This is a genomic window from Rufibacter latericius, from assembly GCF_003721515.1.
GTDB classification, from domain to species: domain Bacteria; phylum Bacteroidota; class Bacteroidia; order Cytophagales; family Hymenobacteraceae; genus Nibribacter; species Nibribacter latericius.
On the sequence record NZ_RJJD01000021.1, the window covers coordinates 299,706 to 316,320 of the forward strand.

Sequence of the window (16,615 nt, forward strand, 5' to 3'; positions counted from 1 at the left end):
CTACCCGCTTCTGGAGACCCTGGTGTAGATGATGGCTTTGGAAGGCGCTTCTTTTCCCTATATATTACTTCAATTCTGACATTTGCTAGAACTGAAGCGAAAGTAGAGGTTAGAATCTGCGCAGACAAGGTGTTTAAGCAATAGTTGAAGCAAGGATTATTTTGAAGTAAAATACTTAACCCGAACGCACATTTACTTAGTCATATATAGTAGTATATTCGGTAGCCCAGGTCCGTTTATCCAAAGTTGTGTGCAATTCCCACTCCTCTTGCTATTTTTAGACAATGAATAAGCTGATTTTCTTCTTTTGCTTTTTGTTTTGCTACCAGGCAGTCCATGCGCAGCAGCCTGTTCCCGTAAAGCCACGCATTCTAATCAGCACGGACATCGGCGGCACCGACCCCGATGATAACCAGTCCATGGCCCATCTGCTCATGTACAGTGACCGGTTTACCATCGAGGGGCTGGTTTCCTCCCCTTCCTATGGCGACGGCTCGAAAGAGGAGATCCTGCGCATGATCGATCTCTACGAAAAAGATTACCCGAAACTGAAACGGCGCAACAAAGGTTTAAACACGCCTGCTTATCTGCGTTCTGTCAGCAAGCAAGGTCACAGGGGCATATCTCCTTATGTTGGTTATTCCAGGCCCAGCGAAGGTTTGGACTGGATCATCAAATGCGCCCAGAAAAAAAGCGCACAGCCGCTTTGCATCCTGGTATGGGGCGGAATGGAAGACCTCGCCCAGGCGTTGCATGATGCCCCGGAAATCCGGTCCAATATCAGGGTGTACTGGATCGGCGGACCGAACAAGAAATGGGGCGCCAACTCGTACGCCTATATCGCCCGGAACTTCCCGGATCTCTGGTTTATAGAAAACAACGCCTCGTACCGGGGGTTCTTCTCCAACTCCGGCAGCTCGGAAAAACTGAACAGCAATAACTACTTTGCCAACTTTATCCAGTCTGCCGGTTCCCTGGGCGATGACTTCGACAATAACCGCTATAAGGGAAACGTGAAGATGGGCGATACGCCTTCTTTGCTGTACGTGATGGACGGCGACCCGAACGACCCTACCAAGGAGTCCTGGGGCGGGAGTTTTGAGAAGATGCCCTATAGCCCAAGGTCCATCTTTCACGGACCGACCACCGACCGGGACACCGCCCATGTGTATGCGATACTGGAGTTCCGCTTCACAGGACCAAAGGTTGACTTGCCCCGGGACTCCGCCTGCTTTACCATGGCGATAAATGCCAGCTTCGGTGAGCAGAAATGGCAAGGGTACTATTTGGGCGACGGAGAGTACGCTATTCAATACGCCCATAAACAAGCCGATAAGATCACATACACCATCAGCTCGGAGATCCCCGGATTCCAAACGCGCACTGGATCTCTGGTGATCGATAACCTTTGGCCGGGCAAACCCACGTCAGACTACTTCAAACTAGGGCCAAACTGGTTTACGGACAAATCCGCCCCGGAACTCTTCGACGGCAACTGGCAAGGGGCGCAAACCATCCGCAAGTGGCGGGAAGAGGTGTTGCTGGATTGGGCGAAGCGATGGGAGTGGCTACGGTAGAGCATGCAATTGCACACAACATCGGGTTCCCGGCATGCGGACTGAGGAACAGCGGCTCAACTTTCCAGCTTTGGGCATCTTAGTACCTTGGTGAGACCGGTGCAACACAAAGTCCCTCCCCGCGTGAAGCCGTTAACCATTAGATACACAACCTTGCCCAAAGGCAGCCCTTCCCCTGGGCTACAAGCCCATGACCCAACCCGAAGGAAATCTCCAGGCTATGCGGACCTAGCGAAATGACTGTTCGACGTTGAATATTATGTTGACCACAGTTTAAGGCCTGGGTTTAGAACGTAACATAAGGTTTCCCCATCAGTAGTCGGTCTGCCCTACCTGCTGCTTACCCCTTGCTGAAAATCCTCCTACGGTGGTTCAATCCCCAATCCTTCAGGGCATAGATGATAGGAGTCAATGTGTCCGCATAATCCTGCAGTTTGTAGGTGATCTTTATTGGGTAATCCTCAATGATAACCCTCTTGATCAACTCGTGCTGCTCAAGCTCTTTCAGCTCCTTGGCCAGGACCTTGGGGGTGATCCCGGGGATACTCTCTTGGATGTCGGTGAACCGCTCATTACCTGCCCCTATGGAGATGATGATGGATAGTTTCCATTTCCCGTTGATTACTTCTAGCGCATCCCGCACCGGCATCACTGTGCTGAGGCAATCACTGCATGCTTTCTTTACTGCCATCTGACTATTTGCAAAGTATTTCGCTTTCCTTTAGGAAAGCGCTTTACAAAGGAAAGTAATTTCCCGTAAATTTGCAACCGGTTATCAAGTTGATGCCCAACTTTTAAACAGGGGTAAACTCGGAAAGTCAGAAAGGATCTGATATCCTGCTTCCCCATAGAGAAGTTCTTATAGGGGTGGGAATAGCCAATGAGAATGATTGAAATGGAAAATAGAAAAAAGTTAAAGCTGGCCGCCATCATTGAGGGCCCGGGATGGAATTTTGTAGGCTGGCAGCACCCCGACATCCCGGCCGACTCCAGTGAGAACATTGATTTTTACATACAGCAGGCTAAGCTGGCCGAAGCGGCAAAGTTTGACACGCTCTTTTTGATCGACGTGAGCCATGTAGGCCCTGGCAACATCCCGCATTACCTGAGCATGTTCGAGGGGGTTTCTGTTATGTCGGCCCTGAGCATGCATACAAAGAAAATAGGGCTTTCAGCCACGGTCTCCACTTCCTACGCTGACCCTTATAGTGTTGCCCGGCAGATCCTGTCGTTGGATAAAATAAGTAAAGGTCGCGCGTCTTTGAATGCCATTACCTCGAACCCAGGCGGGATGGTCAATTTCAGCCGTGGCCATTTGGGCAAGAAAGACCAGCACCCCATGCAGAAAGAGTTCCTGGAGATATTGCTAGGGTTGTGGGATACATACGAGGACGACGCTTTTATTAGAGATAAGAAGAGTGGCGTGTACCTGAACCCCCGTAAAATGCATACCATTGATTACAGGGGTAAGTATTTCTCGGTGGATGGGCCCTTGAATATCAGCCGTTCGGTGCAGGGTCGGCCGGTGCTGTACACGGCAGGCATGTCGGCTACCTTGTTTGACCACGCCACCAGCTATACGGACGGGGTATTCACCCATGGCAACACACTGCAAGAGATGGTGGGGATGGCAGACGAGGTAAGGCGCAGGTTAGTCGAAAAGGACAGAAAGCCGGAGGATTTCGTTGTGGCCGTCTCACAAAATCCAATTGTAGGCAGGACAGAACAGGAAGCTTTTGAAAAATACCTGGAACTGCTGCGGTTCACTCCCCAAAACAGTCTTCCCCGTCCCCAATTTATAGGCTCAGCTGAAAAAGTGGCAGATCTGGTGCAACAGTGGCATGCACAGGGAGCCATGGATATGTTGATACTCCGCCAGGATCATCCCCATGGCCTAAAGGATTTCATAGAGCTGGTAGTGCCTATTCTGCAGGAACGCGGCATATTCCGGACGGAGTATGAATCCGATACATTAAGGGGGAATCTGGAGTTGCCCAAGCCAGGTTTCAGAGAAATTTACCCAGCAGGCCACACCAAAGTGGCTGCAACATAAGCCAAGCATTAATCACCATGGATACTAATAAAACAGCCTACTCCATTTTAGAGCTGGCCATCGTCTCCCAGGGAAACACCATCAAGCAGACCCTGAACGATTCACTGGCGCTGGCGAAAGAAGCGGAGGCGAATGACTACAAGCGCATCTGGTTCGCCGAGCACCATAACTCAGACAGCATCGCCAGCAGCGCCACCTCCCTGCTGATCGGGTACGTGGCCGAGAACACCACATCCATCAGGGTCGGCTCAGGGGGTATCATGCTGCCCAACCACTCCCCTTTGATTGTGGCCGAGCAATTCGGCACCCTAGCCCATCTGTACCCCAGCCGCATTGACCTGGGCCTTGGCAGGGCTCCCGGCACGGACCAGGCCACAGCCCAGGCGATCCGGTCGGACTTTATGCAGTTGGCGCAACGGTTCCCGCAGGAGGTGGCCAGAATCCAGCAGTACTTCTCCCCGGAAAACAAGAAGGCAACAGTAAGGGCCAGTGTGGCGGAAGGCACTGACGTGCCGCTCTACATGTTGGGTTCCAGCACCGACAGCGCCCACTTGGCGGCAAAGAAGGGACTGCCTTACGCGTTCGCCAGCCACTTCGCCTCCACGCACCTGCTACCGGCTTTGGAGATCTACCGCCGGGAGTTCCAGCCCTCTGAATCTTTGGAACGGCCCTATACCATGGCGGGGGTAAATGTCTATATCGCAGACACCGACGAGGAGGCGGAAAGGCTGTTCACTAGCCTGATCAGGATGTTTGTGGGCGTGTTCACCGGAGCCAGAGATCCACTGCATCCGCCTACAGAATATACCGAGGACCTGAAGGAGATGTTCCAGCATCCTTCCCTGCACCAGATGCTGAAGTATTCCTTTGTAGGAAGTAAGGAAACCGTGAAAAAACAGTTGAAAGCTTTTCTCAGCCAAACCCAAGTAAAAGAGCTTATAGCTGTATCCACCATGTACAGCCATGAATCCCGCATCAAATCCGCCAGGCTGTTTGCAGAAATCATGAAGGAGATAAACGAAGAAAGGTAAAAAAGAAGAGTGCCTTGTGATTTCAGAGTCTTGGAAATCACAAGGCACTCTCAGCCATCCTATGATTTTTGTTATGCTGAGTTAAATTTTATCTTTTAACCTATTGATAATTCCTGTTAGACAGGGTAACTCCTAAGCAGTTTGCCAATTAACCCGAATCACTATCTTTTGCATAGTATTATCCTTTAGGAAAATACTATGCCTTTATTTAAAGACGTCTGTCGAATATGTATGGGTAGCTGCGATAGCGGATGCGTTCCGGCTTTTCGGCCTCCTTTTCTCTAAACTCCTTCCTTATCATGGATACTTCAAATCCCGCCTCCATATTAATCGTAGGCGCTGGCTCAACGGGCATTAGCGCCGGTTCCTACTTTAGCTCAAACGGCACTGCCGTTACCTTCCTGGTTAGGCCGCACCGCCAGGAGCAATTGGACAGGCCGCAGGTGCTTTACTCCTACGACGACCACCAGCTCCACACCTTTGCCGACTACCAGGTGCTGACTGACCCCACCCAACTGGCCGGTACTTCGTTCGACCTCGTGCTCGTCACGCTCGACGGGGCGGCTTTGCAGGCGGAAGCCGGCCAGCGCCTGGTAGATGCGCTTGGCCAGGCCTATCGCAACACGCCGACGGGAATAGTGCTGCTGAGCGTCGGCCTAGATTTGAACACCTGGTTCTTGGAACGGTCCGGGCTGGCGGATAGCCAGGTCATTTTCGGCCACCCGGGGGTGCTCACCCACGAGGTGCCCGCTGCTCTGCCGCTGCCGCTTCACCCTGGCGTGCGGCCAGACCTGCTGGCGCAAGCCGACTACGGCTACCGCCACACGACGCCGTTTGAGTTTGCGGTGGCTGACAACGCCCCGCAGGTAACCCAGGCGTTTGTGGCCCTGTGCACCCAGGACGGTGTTTCTCGGTGCATCGTTCAGCCGGCCATCGACATCAAACTAGCTCCGGCAATGCTCACCGTCATGTTGACCACCGGGCTGATGGGCTGGCCCACCATGGCCGACGTTGACCCGGCCGATGCGATGTGGCAGCTGGGCGTAAACGCCATGCGGGAGTACCAACGGCTGCCCGTCTTCGGGGCGGCGGGCCTCGCCGCCAGCGAGCAGACCTCTGCCGAAGGGGTCCTGGAGGGCTTTCAGCAAATGGAACAAGCGGCCCTTCCGCTCGATTTTTCTGCTTTCAACAAATATCACCACGGCGGCAAGGTGAACGCCCAGGACATTGCGATTTTTCATGAAGCGCTGGGCCACGGCGAAGCAACAGGAGCCGACATGCCCGCTCTGCGCGAGCTAATCGCCCGCCTGACCTAGGGAATATACTCAAAACAGTGTCAGAGGCCTCCCGGTAATAATATCGGGCTGCCTCTCGGACTGGCAGGAAAAGCATACGAACAGCCCCTTACGATTTGCACATACCACCTGGACAGGTTATGCACTACTAAAAATTATTCAGCCCCTATGAGCAAGCAAAATTCCTTTTGTTTGCTCATAGAGGCTGAATAATTAGAGGCAATGCCCTAGGGACCGTGTTTTTTGCTCGGACTAAAACAGCTTCACTTGCTATTGCGGAATCTCCACCGCTATCCGGCCGCTTATTTCCCCTGCTTCGAGCGCCCGCTGTGCCTCACCGGCCTCGGCAAGAGGGTAGGTTCGGTCAAGCACCACTTTCAGGTGCCCGTCATCGACCAGCTTGGCCACCGTTTCCAGGATGGTGGTCTGCTTGACTCTGGCCTCATGGCTGCTAAGGGCGTGCGCCATGGCTTCAAAGGAAACCCGGATGTTTTTAAGCGCTGTCGTAAATATATTTTCTGTTGGCCAGGATGTTGGGTAGGCGGCCGTTACGAGCCGGCCGTGCATCGTGAGCAGGCCTACGCTCTGGCTGAATACGGCATCGCCGACGGTGTCGTAGACCACGTCCACTCCGTCCTTTCCGGTCCACTTCTGCAAGGACGGGGCCACCTCCTCGCTGCGGTACATGACAATATGGTCTGCGCCTAGGCTTGCCGCAAGCGCTGCTTTCGCTTTGGTGCTAACGGTCGTGGCCACCCGGGCACCTAGCAACTTCCCGAGTTGAATGCCAATGTGCCCCAACCCGCCTGCCCCGCCTTGCACCAGCAGGTATTCTCCCGACTTGAGCCCGGCGTGCGTATGAAGGGCTTCCCAGCCCGTGATGGCTACCACCGGAAGCGCGGCGGCCTCCGTAAAGCTCAAGGTGCTGGGCTTGCGGGCCATATAATGCTCGTTGAGAACCTTGAACTGCGCGTAATTACCCGGAGAGCCGATGAATCCGCCATCCCAGTAATACACTTCGTCCCCCACTTTAAAGCGGGTGACTGCTGAGCCGATGGCTTCGACGATGCCCGCCCCTTCCAGACCCAGAATAAGGCCTTCGGCTGGTAAGGTCCACTTATCCATGGGCGGCATCCGTTTCCGCACCCGGTAATCTGCCGGGTTGACACCTGCGGCCATCACCCGAACCATGATTTCGTGCGGCTCCCGGATAACCGGGCAGGGCACGGATTGTAGCTGTAGAACTTCTGGTCCTCCAATGGCCGTCATGACCAGAGCTTTCATTTGTGACATATGACTAAGAATCGTTTAAAGTAATTGATAAGTTGGGTGATGGACTATCTACTAACATACGCGCAATGGGCGCCAATTGGCCTGCCGCCGGCTCGGCCCTCACAAGAGCAGGGGCCGTGGCCACGACAACCTAGCAGGTTGCCCCTGTCTAGCTGGTGGCGATGCGGGGGTCGAGTCCGTACTGCGGGGGCACTCCCAAATGATCGCGCAGGGTCTTTTCCTCGTAGTCGTCGTGGAAGATGCCGCGTTCGCGCAGGACCGGGACGACACCATCTACAAAATCTCCAATCCCGGTGTGGAAGTCGTCAAAGTTTAACATAAAGCCGTCCGCTGCCTCGGCTTCGAACCACTCCTCGAGGTGGTCGGCGACCTGCTCTGCGGTGCCTACCACAGTAGGAGATGGATCGAACACGGCATGGGCGAGGATATCGCGGGGCGACCATCCTGCTTTTGCAAGTTTGACTGCGCGGATGGATCGGGCGTCATGGGGGTGCGCCCGGGCGGAAGCGAGCTGCGCCGTGGTGAGGGGCTCGTCGGGCTGGGTGAGTTCCTGGTGCAGGCCGAGGTAGGCAGGCAGGCGTGACAGCTGACCGCGGATGTCTATCCGGCCATCGAGCGCGCGACGCTTGTCCAGGGCTTGGCGCTCCGTGTCTCCCACGGTAAAGCCGGCGAATGCGATGAACTTAATTTCATCGGGATCCCGTCCTGCCTGTGCGGCGGCCTGTCGCACCATTTGGCGTTGTGCACGGCCTTCCTCAATGCTTAATGGCATTCCGATCACAACGTTAGCGTACATGGCGGCCGCTTGCAAACCGAGGCCAGTTGTGGCTGGCATGACAATGACCGGCTGGCCCTGCTCAGACGGTGGCACGGGAAGCGGGCCCTGTGCCCCAACGTGTCTGCCTTGCAAGTTGACCGGTTGTATATAGGCCATATCAGCAAATTTACCAGCTTGGTCGGGCTGGCCGGCCCCATACCCCCAGCTTCCCCAAAGTGCCTGGACGACCTGGATCACTTCGTGGAGACGCTCATATTTCTTCTCCCTGGGTGGTGGCACCTTGCCGAAATTGGCGAAAGCAACGGGTTCGTAGCTCGGCACTGCGTTCCATCCGGCCCGACCGCGGCTGATGACATCAAGGGCCTTGAGCTGACGGGCCAGCAGGTATGGCTCTGTGAAGGAAGTGGATGACGTGCCCACCAGCCCAATCCTCTTGGTCGCCTGCGCCAACGCCGAAAGTGTGACGATCGGGTCCATGCTGAACATAGGCGGTGACGCGGCCAGATCTCCATACATAAAGAGACGATCGGGCAGGAAGACGAAATGCAGTCCCCCTCCTTCCGCTGTCCGTGCCTGCTCCACTGTAACATCAATGCTCGTGTAGGAGCCGGGGTCCACATGAGGCATCTTCCAGGTGGCGGCGTGCACACCAAAATTGTTCCCCAGGATCACACCCAGGATCATGCGCTTGTTCTTCTTTTCTGTATCATCCATTGATAAGCGCTATTTCTGAATTCTTCAATTGTTCGTCGTAATAAGGCTTACCTCGATGTTGTTTCTGGTAGCGTTCGAGTATGGACATACCTGGTGTGCACGTTCGGTTAGCCGCTGTGCTTCTTCGAGTGATACATTCGGAATATTTACTGCCAGTTCTACTGACAATCCAAATGCACCATTTTCAATTGAACCTATGGATACTTTTGCCGTCACCGAAGTCTCGCCTGTCTTTACCTTCTCTTGCCTGATTACATGGTTCAAGGCACTATCAAAGCAAGCGGAATAACCTGCTGCAAACAATTGTTCCGGGTTGGTGTAATCATCATTAGCACCACCCATTGCTTTAGGTGTTCTAACCTGTATGTCCAAAACTCCGTTATCTGATTTTACATGACCATTTCTGCCGCCTGTTGCCGTTGCTGCGGCTGTATAAATTGCTTTCATTATTATTTCAGTTAGTGTTTAAAAATTGTAATTTGTTTACCTGGTACAGCTACCACTAACCCTTCTTCTTGTCCCCATGGGGTCTCTTAAGGGGCCCCGCCATGTAAATAACGCAGGGTCTCATGCTAACAGGCACAAGCCCAACCCATGAAGATCACGCTTCGTCAAAACGTCAGACTTCTGTTGTTTCTTTCCTGCACTACCTGTTTTGATTCAGTCGATAACCGTTTAAAGTCCTGCATTAAATCGTCTATTATTTCTTTTACCGACCGGATACTTTTTATATAGGAAACCCCATTTCCTACAGTGATATATCCTTTTTCTAAATTACCGTCTAACATTCCTACTTTCAGCCCTTGCTCGCTGTACATTTTATCGGCAATTTCATTGCGGGTCTGTCCACGCTCATCCATTGCCAAAAGTTCTTGGCTATAAGGTGTCGGAATAGAGCGGTAATAGGCTGGATTCGTTCTAAAAAGTAATAAGTCACTTGCCGTGTGATCTACTAAAAGGTGTTTAACATTTTCAGCAGCAGGATTTTCTGTTGTGGCAATGAAAACTGTCCCTGCGAACACGCCTTCAGCACCCAATGCAAACGCAGCACGCACACCACGAACGTCTGCAATCCCACCTGCGGCCATAACAGGAATACTTACAGCATCTGAAATCATTGGTACTATTGAAAACGTGCCAATTACTTTATCAGGAACGGTACCTCCTTCATCAAATCCGGTGGCTACAAGAATATCTACTCCTAATTGTTCTGCATATGTAGCATTCTCTATGCTCGGGTTCAGTGAACGGTAGATTATTTTGATATCATGGACCTTAAACTTTTTAACTAAAGGCTCAAAGTCAAAATTATCTATACCATTTATAAGTACTGCTTTTACACCTTCCTCAATCAACAAATCTGCTATTTTATCAATAGTGCTTAAATCGTTAGTAAGTACTACAGGTACAGCAAAAGGCTTATCAGTCAAGAGTTTGACTTTATGAATTTCTTTCCTTAATCGATCAACAATTTCCTCAAACGATTTTGGATTTGTGTTATGCCCTGCGTGAGGACCTAACATTCCTAATCCCCCTGCATTGCTAACTGCCGCCACTAGTTCAGCATTCGTTATCCATGACATAGCCCCTTGAATGATTGGGTACTCAATTCCTAGGATTTCCGTTATGCGGTTCTTTTTATTCATTTATTTTAGTTTTTATCATTGCGAGGATCAATGCCATACTGATCGGGTACCCCCAAATTCTCCCGCAAAGTCTTTCCTTCGTAATCTTGATGGAACAAACCGCGCTCCTGTAGAATCGGGACTACTTCATCCACAAAGGCGTCAATCCCATCAGCGTAGACATCGGTTGAAATCCAGAACCCGTCGGCGGCCCCTGCCTCAAACCAAGCCTGCATGTGGTCGGCTGCCTCCGCACCCGGACCAACAATGACCGGATGGTAATCAATAACACCGTGCGCCAGGATGTCCCGCAGACTCCAGCCTTCCTTTGCAATTTTCAGCGCATTGGCCGACCGGGGATCGTAAGGGGATGGGCGGGCAGCACTAAGCTGTTCTTTGGTGAGCGGTTTGTCTAGTTGATTGACGTTTAGTCGTATACCCAGCATGCTTTGCAGGTACGCAACCCTTTGCGGAAACTCTCTCTCCGTCAACTGGATTCTACGGTCCAGGGCGGTACGTCTGTCTTTGGCAATCGTGGTCATTACACCCGCAAAAAATTTGATCTCGTCGGGGTCACGGCCGTAACGTTTGGCGGCTTCTCTGAATGCATTGCGCTGTGCGCGGGCATCCTCGATGGTAAATGTTGATCCAATGACTACACTGGCAAAACGACCTGCCAATTCGTGGGCATTGGGGCTTCCCCCGGCGTGAACGATAATCGGCTGGCCCTGCTCCGATGGCGGGGTGTACAGCGGTCCGCGGGCGCCGACATACTTGCCTTGCAGGTTAATGGGGAGAATCTGGCCCTTTTTCGTGAACTCACCGCTTTCTTGGTTGTGCACCCAGGCATCCCTTCCCCAGCTGCCCCAAAGCGCCTGAACCAACTGTACAGCCTCGTGGGCACGGCCATAGCGTACCTCGCTTGAAGGGATTGTCACTCCATAATTTGCGGCTGCATCATTAGTGCTTGATGTAATGGCGTTCCAACCCGCCCTGCCGTGGCTCATCACATCCAGGGCTTTGAATTGCCTTGCCAAGTTGTAGGGCTCATTGAAAGTGGTGGAACCTGTGGCGAGTAGCCCAATATGTTTAGTCTCCCGTGCGATGGCCCCCAGCGTAAGCATCACGTCAAGGGTCATTATAGGTGGTGCGTTTTCGATGTCTTCTAATTTACCGAATCCATCAGGCAAAAACAGAAAGTGCAATTTACCGCGTTCGGCTGCCTGCGCATGCTTTACCACTATGTCAAAATCCGCATAACTTTTAGGGTCTACTCCCGGCATACGCCAGGCTCCCGGCAATGACCCGTAGCCACCTCCATAAGAAAGACCGATAAGCATATTTTTATCCATGTGTAAAATGATCTGTTTAATAGGATCTGTTGCAAAATTACTGTTATTTACTTTCCTTTTGATAGTGTTTTCCTAAAGGAAAGCGAAATAACTACCAGCACAGACTTATGGCTAATAAAATGGGATACCTGTCCTGCCTTGACACGGTAAAGCCGGTGCGGGACGCAAAAGAGGTGATAAACGGCAAATTGAAATTACCCATCATCGTATCCGTGATGACGGGTTACGAGCGGGTCACTTATATACAGGAGGGTATCCCCGGGATTACTACCAAGGTGCTGGCCAAGGAACTCAAAGACTTAGAGCAGCAAGCTGATCAAAAGGGTGGTGCTGGATGATTACCCGGTTAAGATCCTGTACAAACCGGAAACCTATGCCGATACTTTGACTCCCATCATCCAGGACTTGAAGCATTGGGGCCTGAATCACCGAGAGAGAATTTTCAGCGCAGGGTAACTGGAAGGGAGCCGCCTCTTCAAAAAAAACATTTGGCCATGCCCTCCCCTTTGGGATATCCCGGAAAGTAAGCAAGCCTGTTACCTATGCCACAGGAACAAAGCTTCTATACCGGTTTAAGAATTTTTTTTAGAACGGAGGTCCTGTAAAACGAAGAACGAATTCATCAAACCTACAACTGCCTTTATGTAAAGCTGAGAAAAACCACTATCCCATCATGGAATTTTTGTTAACATACAAAGCCAAAGCAGAGATTCCTTTTATAAGTTATGGTATTCAGCAACTTGCCTGTGGGCCTGAAGATTGTTCGATAGTGGTTAGCAAATACTACCCTTTGACGGTTAAACTAGAAGGATAAGTAACGGCCCTCCGTATGCTTCTTCTGGAAGCCCTCCTGTAGCACCTCAGCACCCTTTTGGAAAAGAAGGAAGGAAAACATAATCAAGGAGAATGGAAGGGCATTAAAATAGCTTTGCTTACTGTAACGTCCCAACCTTCAGAGTCCTTAGATGAACTAAACACAACAAATTGTGTGCAAACCGTTTGGAAACAAAAAAGCACTTACCCCGATTTATGGATGTAAGTGCTTGATCTTCAATGTGGGCCCACTTGGAATCGAACCAAGCACCTACTGATAAAATAAATGCAAAATGCCGGTTGGAAAGGCCCTTTTCAAACCTGTTGTTAGGCACTTACTGATTATGAATACTGATTAGAACGCACGAAATATGCAACCTAATCAGTAACAATGACAGTACAAGCATATCTACAAGCAAAGAACAAATCTGGTGTCTGCCCTATCAATGTAAGATACTTTCATAACGGCGTCTTCTTCCCCGTTGGTGTCTCCCATTCCGTACAACCAGAGCAATTCGACAAGAAAAGGCAAGTGGTACTTCCTACTCATCCATTGTACCAGACTATTAACTTCAAAATCACACTCATTAAAAACAGGGTTATAGAAGTAGCAAGAGAATTGGAGTTGAAGGGTGTTACCCCTGAAAGGGAAGTAGTAAAACAAGCATTCCTTCAAAGCCTAGTTGAAAAGCCTCTCCCTTGTCTTGTGAATGAAGTTGAAGCAAGCTCTCAAACATCCTACCCTACCCATTTTACACCTTTGACTGTTAAAAGGAGCATGGCAAAGGCAGAAGCAAAAGTTTTTCCAGATGGGCTAATTGAAAACAGCCATATAAAGGAGCCACTCCTAAAAAATTTTAAATTTAAAAATCTGGTGGAGGAGTGGATTGAAACAAGCACCAACCTAACACAGAGAACTAAGACACAGAGAAAAAGTTGGCTCAAATTAATCTTGGAGTTCTCTGAAAAGACCGGCACCACATTATCATTTGACAATTTTGACCTAAAATTCTACGATAGGTATGCCAAGTGGCTGATGCATGAATCAGACCACAACTTATTCAACAATAGTTTTGGCAACAATGTGAAGCGATTGAAAACCTTTTTAAACTGGTGTAGCCTTTACAAAGGAATAGAGGCAAACCGGCAATATAAGACGTTCAGGGTTTTGACAGAGGAAAAGCAAATAGAAGATGCTTACTTGACAAGAGCAGAACTAGAATTGCTTTGGGAGTACAAGACCTACCGAGAGTCTAGGGAAAAAGCTTTTGAAAGGGTGATTGACGTTTGCGTTTTCCAGAATCTCACAGGTCTACGCTTCTCAGATGTCATTTTTAAAGGAGGGCTTAAAGTCATTTCGGTGAACGGGCAGAAAGTCCTTACCGGCAAGACAAAAAAATCAAGGTACAGGCAGACCTACCAAATACCATTAGCCCTTGACCCAAGAATTGAAGAACTTCTTATCAAGTACAATTACACCTTCCACAACGTAATGAGTGACGTAGAATACAACAGGCGGATAAAGGAAGTTTTGCAAGAATTCTACAGGAAACATGGACTCCACCAGAAAAAGTATACCATTTACCGTTACAAACTTGAGGAACAGTACATCTTTCATTTCCACAAACACGAAATGATAAGCTCCCATTCTAATAGACGTGGATGGGTAAGTTGGGTATACAAGGAGTTGAGGTTACCGGAAGTGATGATATTGAAAATGATGGGTTCAAAAAGTAATGCAGAGCTGAAAAAGTACATAGCCCTTGATACAGAAGACATTCTTCTAGCAGTGAACAACCTTAATATAAAAACCTTTCAAAAGGTGTAACCACATAATAAATGACAATCCCCTCCTCCCCCTTTATGTAGTTACACTATTATCACATTTTATCAGCATTAGGTAGCCTTTAATAAATTCAACTAAGAAAGATAGACCACCACTAAATGAGAAAGCCCTATAACAATCCACTTCGGATAAAAGCCTATAACAGGCAGTTTAAGAACAGTGAGGCTGAAATCTTCCTTATAGAGCATGCAACAGACCCTGGCGAGGGCACCAATTACACCAGTTTACTGTATGAAAGATACCTAAGGGAAGGGGCGATACTGGAAGTAAAGGGCGGAATGTACTTTTTCTACAGGAAGTTAATCCATCCGGGGGGTATGTACTTCAGAGCCCTGAATTTCCTACAGGTGTTGGCCTATCTGGAGTACTACGACACCCTAAGGCAGAACAAGATTAATGGGGCAAAGGCCATCATCATGAAGATGAATGAAGAGGCCAAAGCCAAACAGATTGAGAAAGAACAAGAGAAAGCCACAAAAGAGGAAAGCAAAGGTTTTTCACTTGAAGAGCGCGAAGGTGTGACATTCATTAAAGGCACAAACTTCGTCCTGAGTAAAATTATGTAGCCGTTAAACTATTTAACGGATATCAATGAACCTAAAGATCTAGCCATTTTATATCTTTTTCAAGTCGTTCAAGCCAATTACTTGATAAAGAGCTGTCAAGCATGGCCAAAAAGACATAGTCGCTTTAAACGTCTAAAACAGGTATTTTTAATTTAAATATTTCCTTCCCTCTGCCTTGTTAAAATGGGGTGAAATACTATTCAAATAAAGGCTTTCCATACGCAGTTGAGTTGGAACGCCCTTTGCATACCAGTTTATCCAAACCTTCTTACTTGTGCTTCCCAGAATAGCTATTTTGCCCCTGTATTGGGCGGTAATGGCGCACTTCGTCCTTTTGCCCTATCACGGGAAGGAAAGGAGAAATGAAGGGCTAAAACAGCTTGATCTCACTTGCTTTTACAACAGAGATTTTAGGCCGCTTTGCTTGTCCAAGGCTCCACCGCCACCACAGGTGCAATGCCAATGCACTTTTTCATCTCCTCTTTGATTATGGTTTCCGCAAAGGCCTCATACCCTTCCAGAACCACCAAATTGTCATGTATGAAGAACATGGGGCAGTTAGGGTTCCATGCGGCAATGCGCTTGCCTATCCTGTCCAGCATCAGATGCGATTCCAGACGCTGTAGCAGGACCACCGGCAAGGTGTGGCTGTCTTCCCCGAGGAAGTTCTTCCCTTTCAGCAAATCAAGGAAAGCGGCCACGGTTGGGAAATGCCTGGCGAAAATTTTCTTCCTTTCCTTTATGTAGGGACCGCCGTTCACCTTTGAGTAGAACACCGCCATAAGGTCTTACTTAAAGGTTTTCATGTCAAAGTACCTTATGCCAAGTTCCTCTTCAAACCTCTCCTTGAGGAAGGGGTAAAAGGTACCTTCCGTTACCCCCTGCCGATACCTAGAAATCTCCTCTGAAACGCTGGAATCAATGTTTTCTAAGCAATAACTGAACATTTCTACTACATTATGGAAGAAGATATGTCGTAGGACCTAGATGTAGAACTTCTAAGGAAGATATGTTCTATGACCTTCAAGTAGTCATTGTGTAGGCATTTGAGGGAGAAAGGGGCGTTGAAAGACATAGATACAGCCTTAGAGGAAGACTTCTTAGTAGAGGTAATGTCGTTTATCATAGTTAACCTACCCAAAAAGCTGTTCACTGAACCGTTAAATAATTTTAAATCTGATTTTAGGTCGGCAAGCGAGGGCATTTCCTTCCCGCTTTTCCTTAAATCATTTAACGCCTCCACAAATCCGCTGTCCAGACCGTACAATTTGCCATGCAAAAGCCCGAGAAGAAGGTAGGGCTGCGAGTTTTTGATATCTAGGCTCACCAGTTTCCTTCTTTCCTTCCCCCACGTGATGAACTGCTTGGCCTCGCGCTTCATGTAGGTGAAGGGGGTATGAAGCCTCCTGCCGGTCTCTTTGAATATAAATCATTTAAATGATCTGAATTGTCAATTTTACCACTACATGAATGATTATAACCAGTTATATCACTTATAAGAAGGAGAAGTATTATTCTTGATTTTATGTTGTGACCTTAGTTGAGAGTGGACTTGAAAAATGGAACCTCAACCCTATTTTAGGCACTTGTTGTAATTTTTTTAAGTTTTATTTGACATATAAAAGTAAAATAGTACCTTAAGGTAACCTAACCTAAGGTAAAAGCAGAAACT

14 protein-coding genes and 1 pseudogene are annotated in these 16,615 nt (G+C 49.3%); 7 read left to right on the plus strand and 8 right to left on the minus strand.

The features are described 5' to 3' along the window. The first annotated feature begins 284 nt into the window (after nt 1–284). Nucleotides 285–1,577, plus strand: a complete 1,293-nt coding sequence (locus tag EFB08_RS21045) for a nucleoside hydrolase-like domain-containing protein (RefSeq protein ID WP_123128946.1) — start codon at nt 285–287, stop codon at nt 1,575–1,577. A 340-nt stretch (nt 1,578–1,917) separates the two neighbouring features. On the opposite strand, the gene EFB08_RS21050 is transcribed toward EFB08_RS21045, so the two are convergent. Then, the gene (locus EFB08_RS21050; protein ID WP_123128947.1) at nt 1,918–2,268 is read right to left on the minus strand and encodes a winged helix-turn-helix transcriptional regulator; all 351 of its coding nucleotides are present in this window, start codon (nt 2,266–2,268) and stop codon (nt 1,918–1,920) included. A gap of 204 nt (nt 2,269–2,472) precedes the next feature. Between EFB08_RS21050 and EFB08_RS21055 the strand changes: the two genes are divergently transcribed. The 3 genes from EFB08_RS21055 to EFB08_RS21065 all read left to right on the plus strand — a co-directional run bounded on the left by EFB08_RS21055 (nt 2,473) and on the right by EFB08_RS21065 (nt 5,977). Beyond that, complete coding sequence (locus EFB08_RS21055) at nt 2,473–3,630, plus strand: LLM class flavin-dependent oxidoreductase (protein ID WP_123129083.1); 1,158 nt, start codon at nt 2,473–2,475, stop codon at nt 3,628–3,630. Nucleotides 3,631–3,647: 17 nt separating this feature from the next. After that, nucleotides 3,648–4,661, plus strand: a complete 1,014-nt coding sequence (locus EFB08_RS21060) for an LLM class flavin-dependent oxidoreductase (RefSeq protein WP_123128948.1) — start codon at nt 3,648–3,650, stop codon at nt 4,659–4,661. A gap of 299 nt (nt 4,662–4,960) precedes the next feature. Continuing rightward, nucleotides 4,961–5,977: a ketopantoate reductase family protein gene (locus EFB08_RS21065; protein ID WP_123128949.1), complete on the plus strand. Its 1,017-nt coding sequence runs from the start codon at nt 4,961–4,963 to the stop codon at nt 5,975–5,977. A gap of 249 nt (nt 5,978–6,226) precedes the next feature. Here EFB08_RS21065 and EFB08_RS21070 read toward each other — a convergent pair whose 3' ends face one another. The 5 genes from EFB08_RS21070 to EFB08_RS21090 form a co-directional block, all read right to left on the minus strand. Next, the gene (locus EFB08_RS21070; RefSeq protein WP_123128950.1) at nt 6,227–7,249 is read right to left on the minus strand and encodes a zinc-binding dehydrogenase; all 1,023 of its coding nucleotides are present in this window, start codon (nt 7,247–7,249) and stop codon (nt 6,227–6,229) included. A gap of 148 nt (nt 7,250–7,397) precedes the next feature. After that, nucleotides 7,398–8,741 carry an NtaA/DmoA family FMN-dependent monooxygenase gene (locus EFB08_RS21075; RefSeq protein WP_123128951.1) on the minus strand — a complete coding sequence of 448 codons (1,344 nt, stop codon included), beginning with the start codon at nt 8,739–8,741 and terminating at the stop codon, nt 7,398–7,400. A gap of 24 nt (nt 8,742–8,765) precedes the next feature. Next, nucleotides 8,766–9,188 carry an organic hydroperoxide resistance protein gene (locus tag EFB08_RS21080; protein WP_123128952.1) on the minus strand — a complete coding sequence of 141 codons (423 nt, stop codon included), beginning with the start codon at nt 9,186–9,188 and terminating at the stop codon, nt 8,766–8,768. 164 nt (nt 9,189–9,352) lie between these two features. After that, on the minus strand, nt 9,353–10,387 hold the full coding sequence (locus tag EFB08_RS21085) for an NAD(P)H-dependent flavin oxidoreductase (RefSeq protein WP_123128953.1): 1,035 nt from the start codon (nt 10,385–10,387) through the stop codon (nt 9,353–9,355). A gap of 5 nt (nt 10,388–10,392) precedes the next feature. Beyond that, the gene (locus EFB08_RS21090) at nt 10,393–11,706 is read right to left on the minus strand and encodes an NtaA/DmoA family FMN-dependent monooxygenase (protein ID WP_227006430.1); all 1,314 of its coding nucleotides are present in this window, start codon (nt 11,704–11,706) and stop codon (nt 10,393–10,395) included. Nucleotides 11,707–11,933: 227 nt separating this feature from the next. Here EFB08_RS21090 and EFB08_RS21095 point away from each other — a divergent pair. The 3 genes and pseudogenes from EFB08_RS21095 to EFB08_RS21105 all read left to right on the plus strand — a co-directional run bounded on the left by EFB08_RS21095 (nt 11,934) and on the right by EFB08_RS21105 (nt 14,943). After that, nucleotides 11,934–12,174: pseudogene (locus tag EFB08_RS21095) on the plus strand (winged helix-turn-helix transcriptional regulator). A 748-nt stretch (nt 12,175–12,922) separates the two neighbouring features. Next, entirely contained in the window at nt 12,923–14,359 is a 1,437-nt protein-coding gene (locus EFB08_RS21100) for a phage integrase SAM-like domain-containing protein (RefSeq protein WP_123128955.1), read from the plus strand. A gap of 116 nt (nt 14,360–14,475) precedes the next feature. Next, on the plus strand, nt 14,476–14,943 hold the full coding sequence (locus tag EFB08_RS21105) for a hypothetical protein (RefSeq protein ID WP_123128956.1): 468 nt from the start codon (nt 14,476–14,478) through the stop codon (nt 14,941–14,943). Between the two features lie 410 nt (nt 14,944–15,353). Here the strand turns inward: EFB08_RS21105 and EFB08_RS21110 are convergent, their stop codons facing one another. Then, the gene (locus EFB08_RS21110; protein ID WP_123128957.1) at nt 15,354–15,725 is read right to left on the minus strand and encodes a hypothetical protein; all 372 of its coding nucleotides are present in this window, start codon (nt 15,723–15,725) and stop codon (nt 15,354–15,356) included. A 170-nt stretch (nt 15,726–15,895) separates the two neighbouring features. Continuing rightward, nucleotides 15,896–16,324, minus strand: coding sequence for a hypothetical protein (locus EFB08_RS21115; RefSeq protein WP_123128958.1), 429 nt, complete (start codon nt 16,322–16,324; stop codon nt 15,896–15,898). Nucleotides 16,325–16,615: the final 291 nt, after the last annotated feature.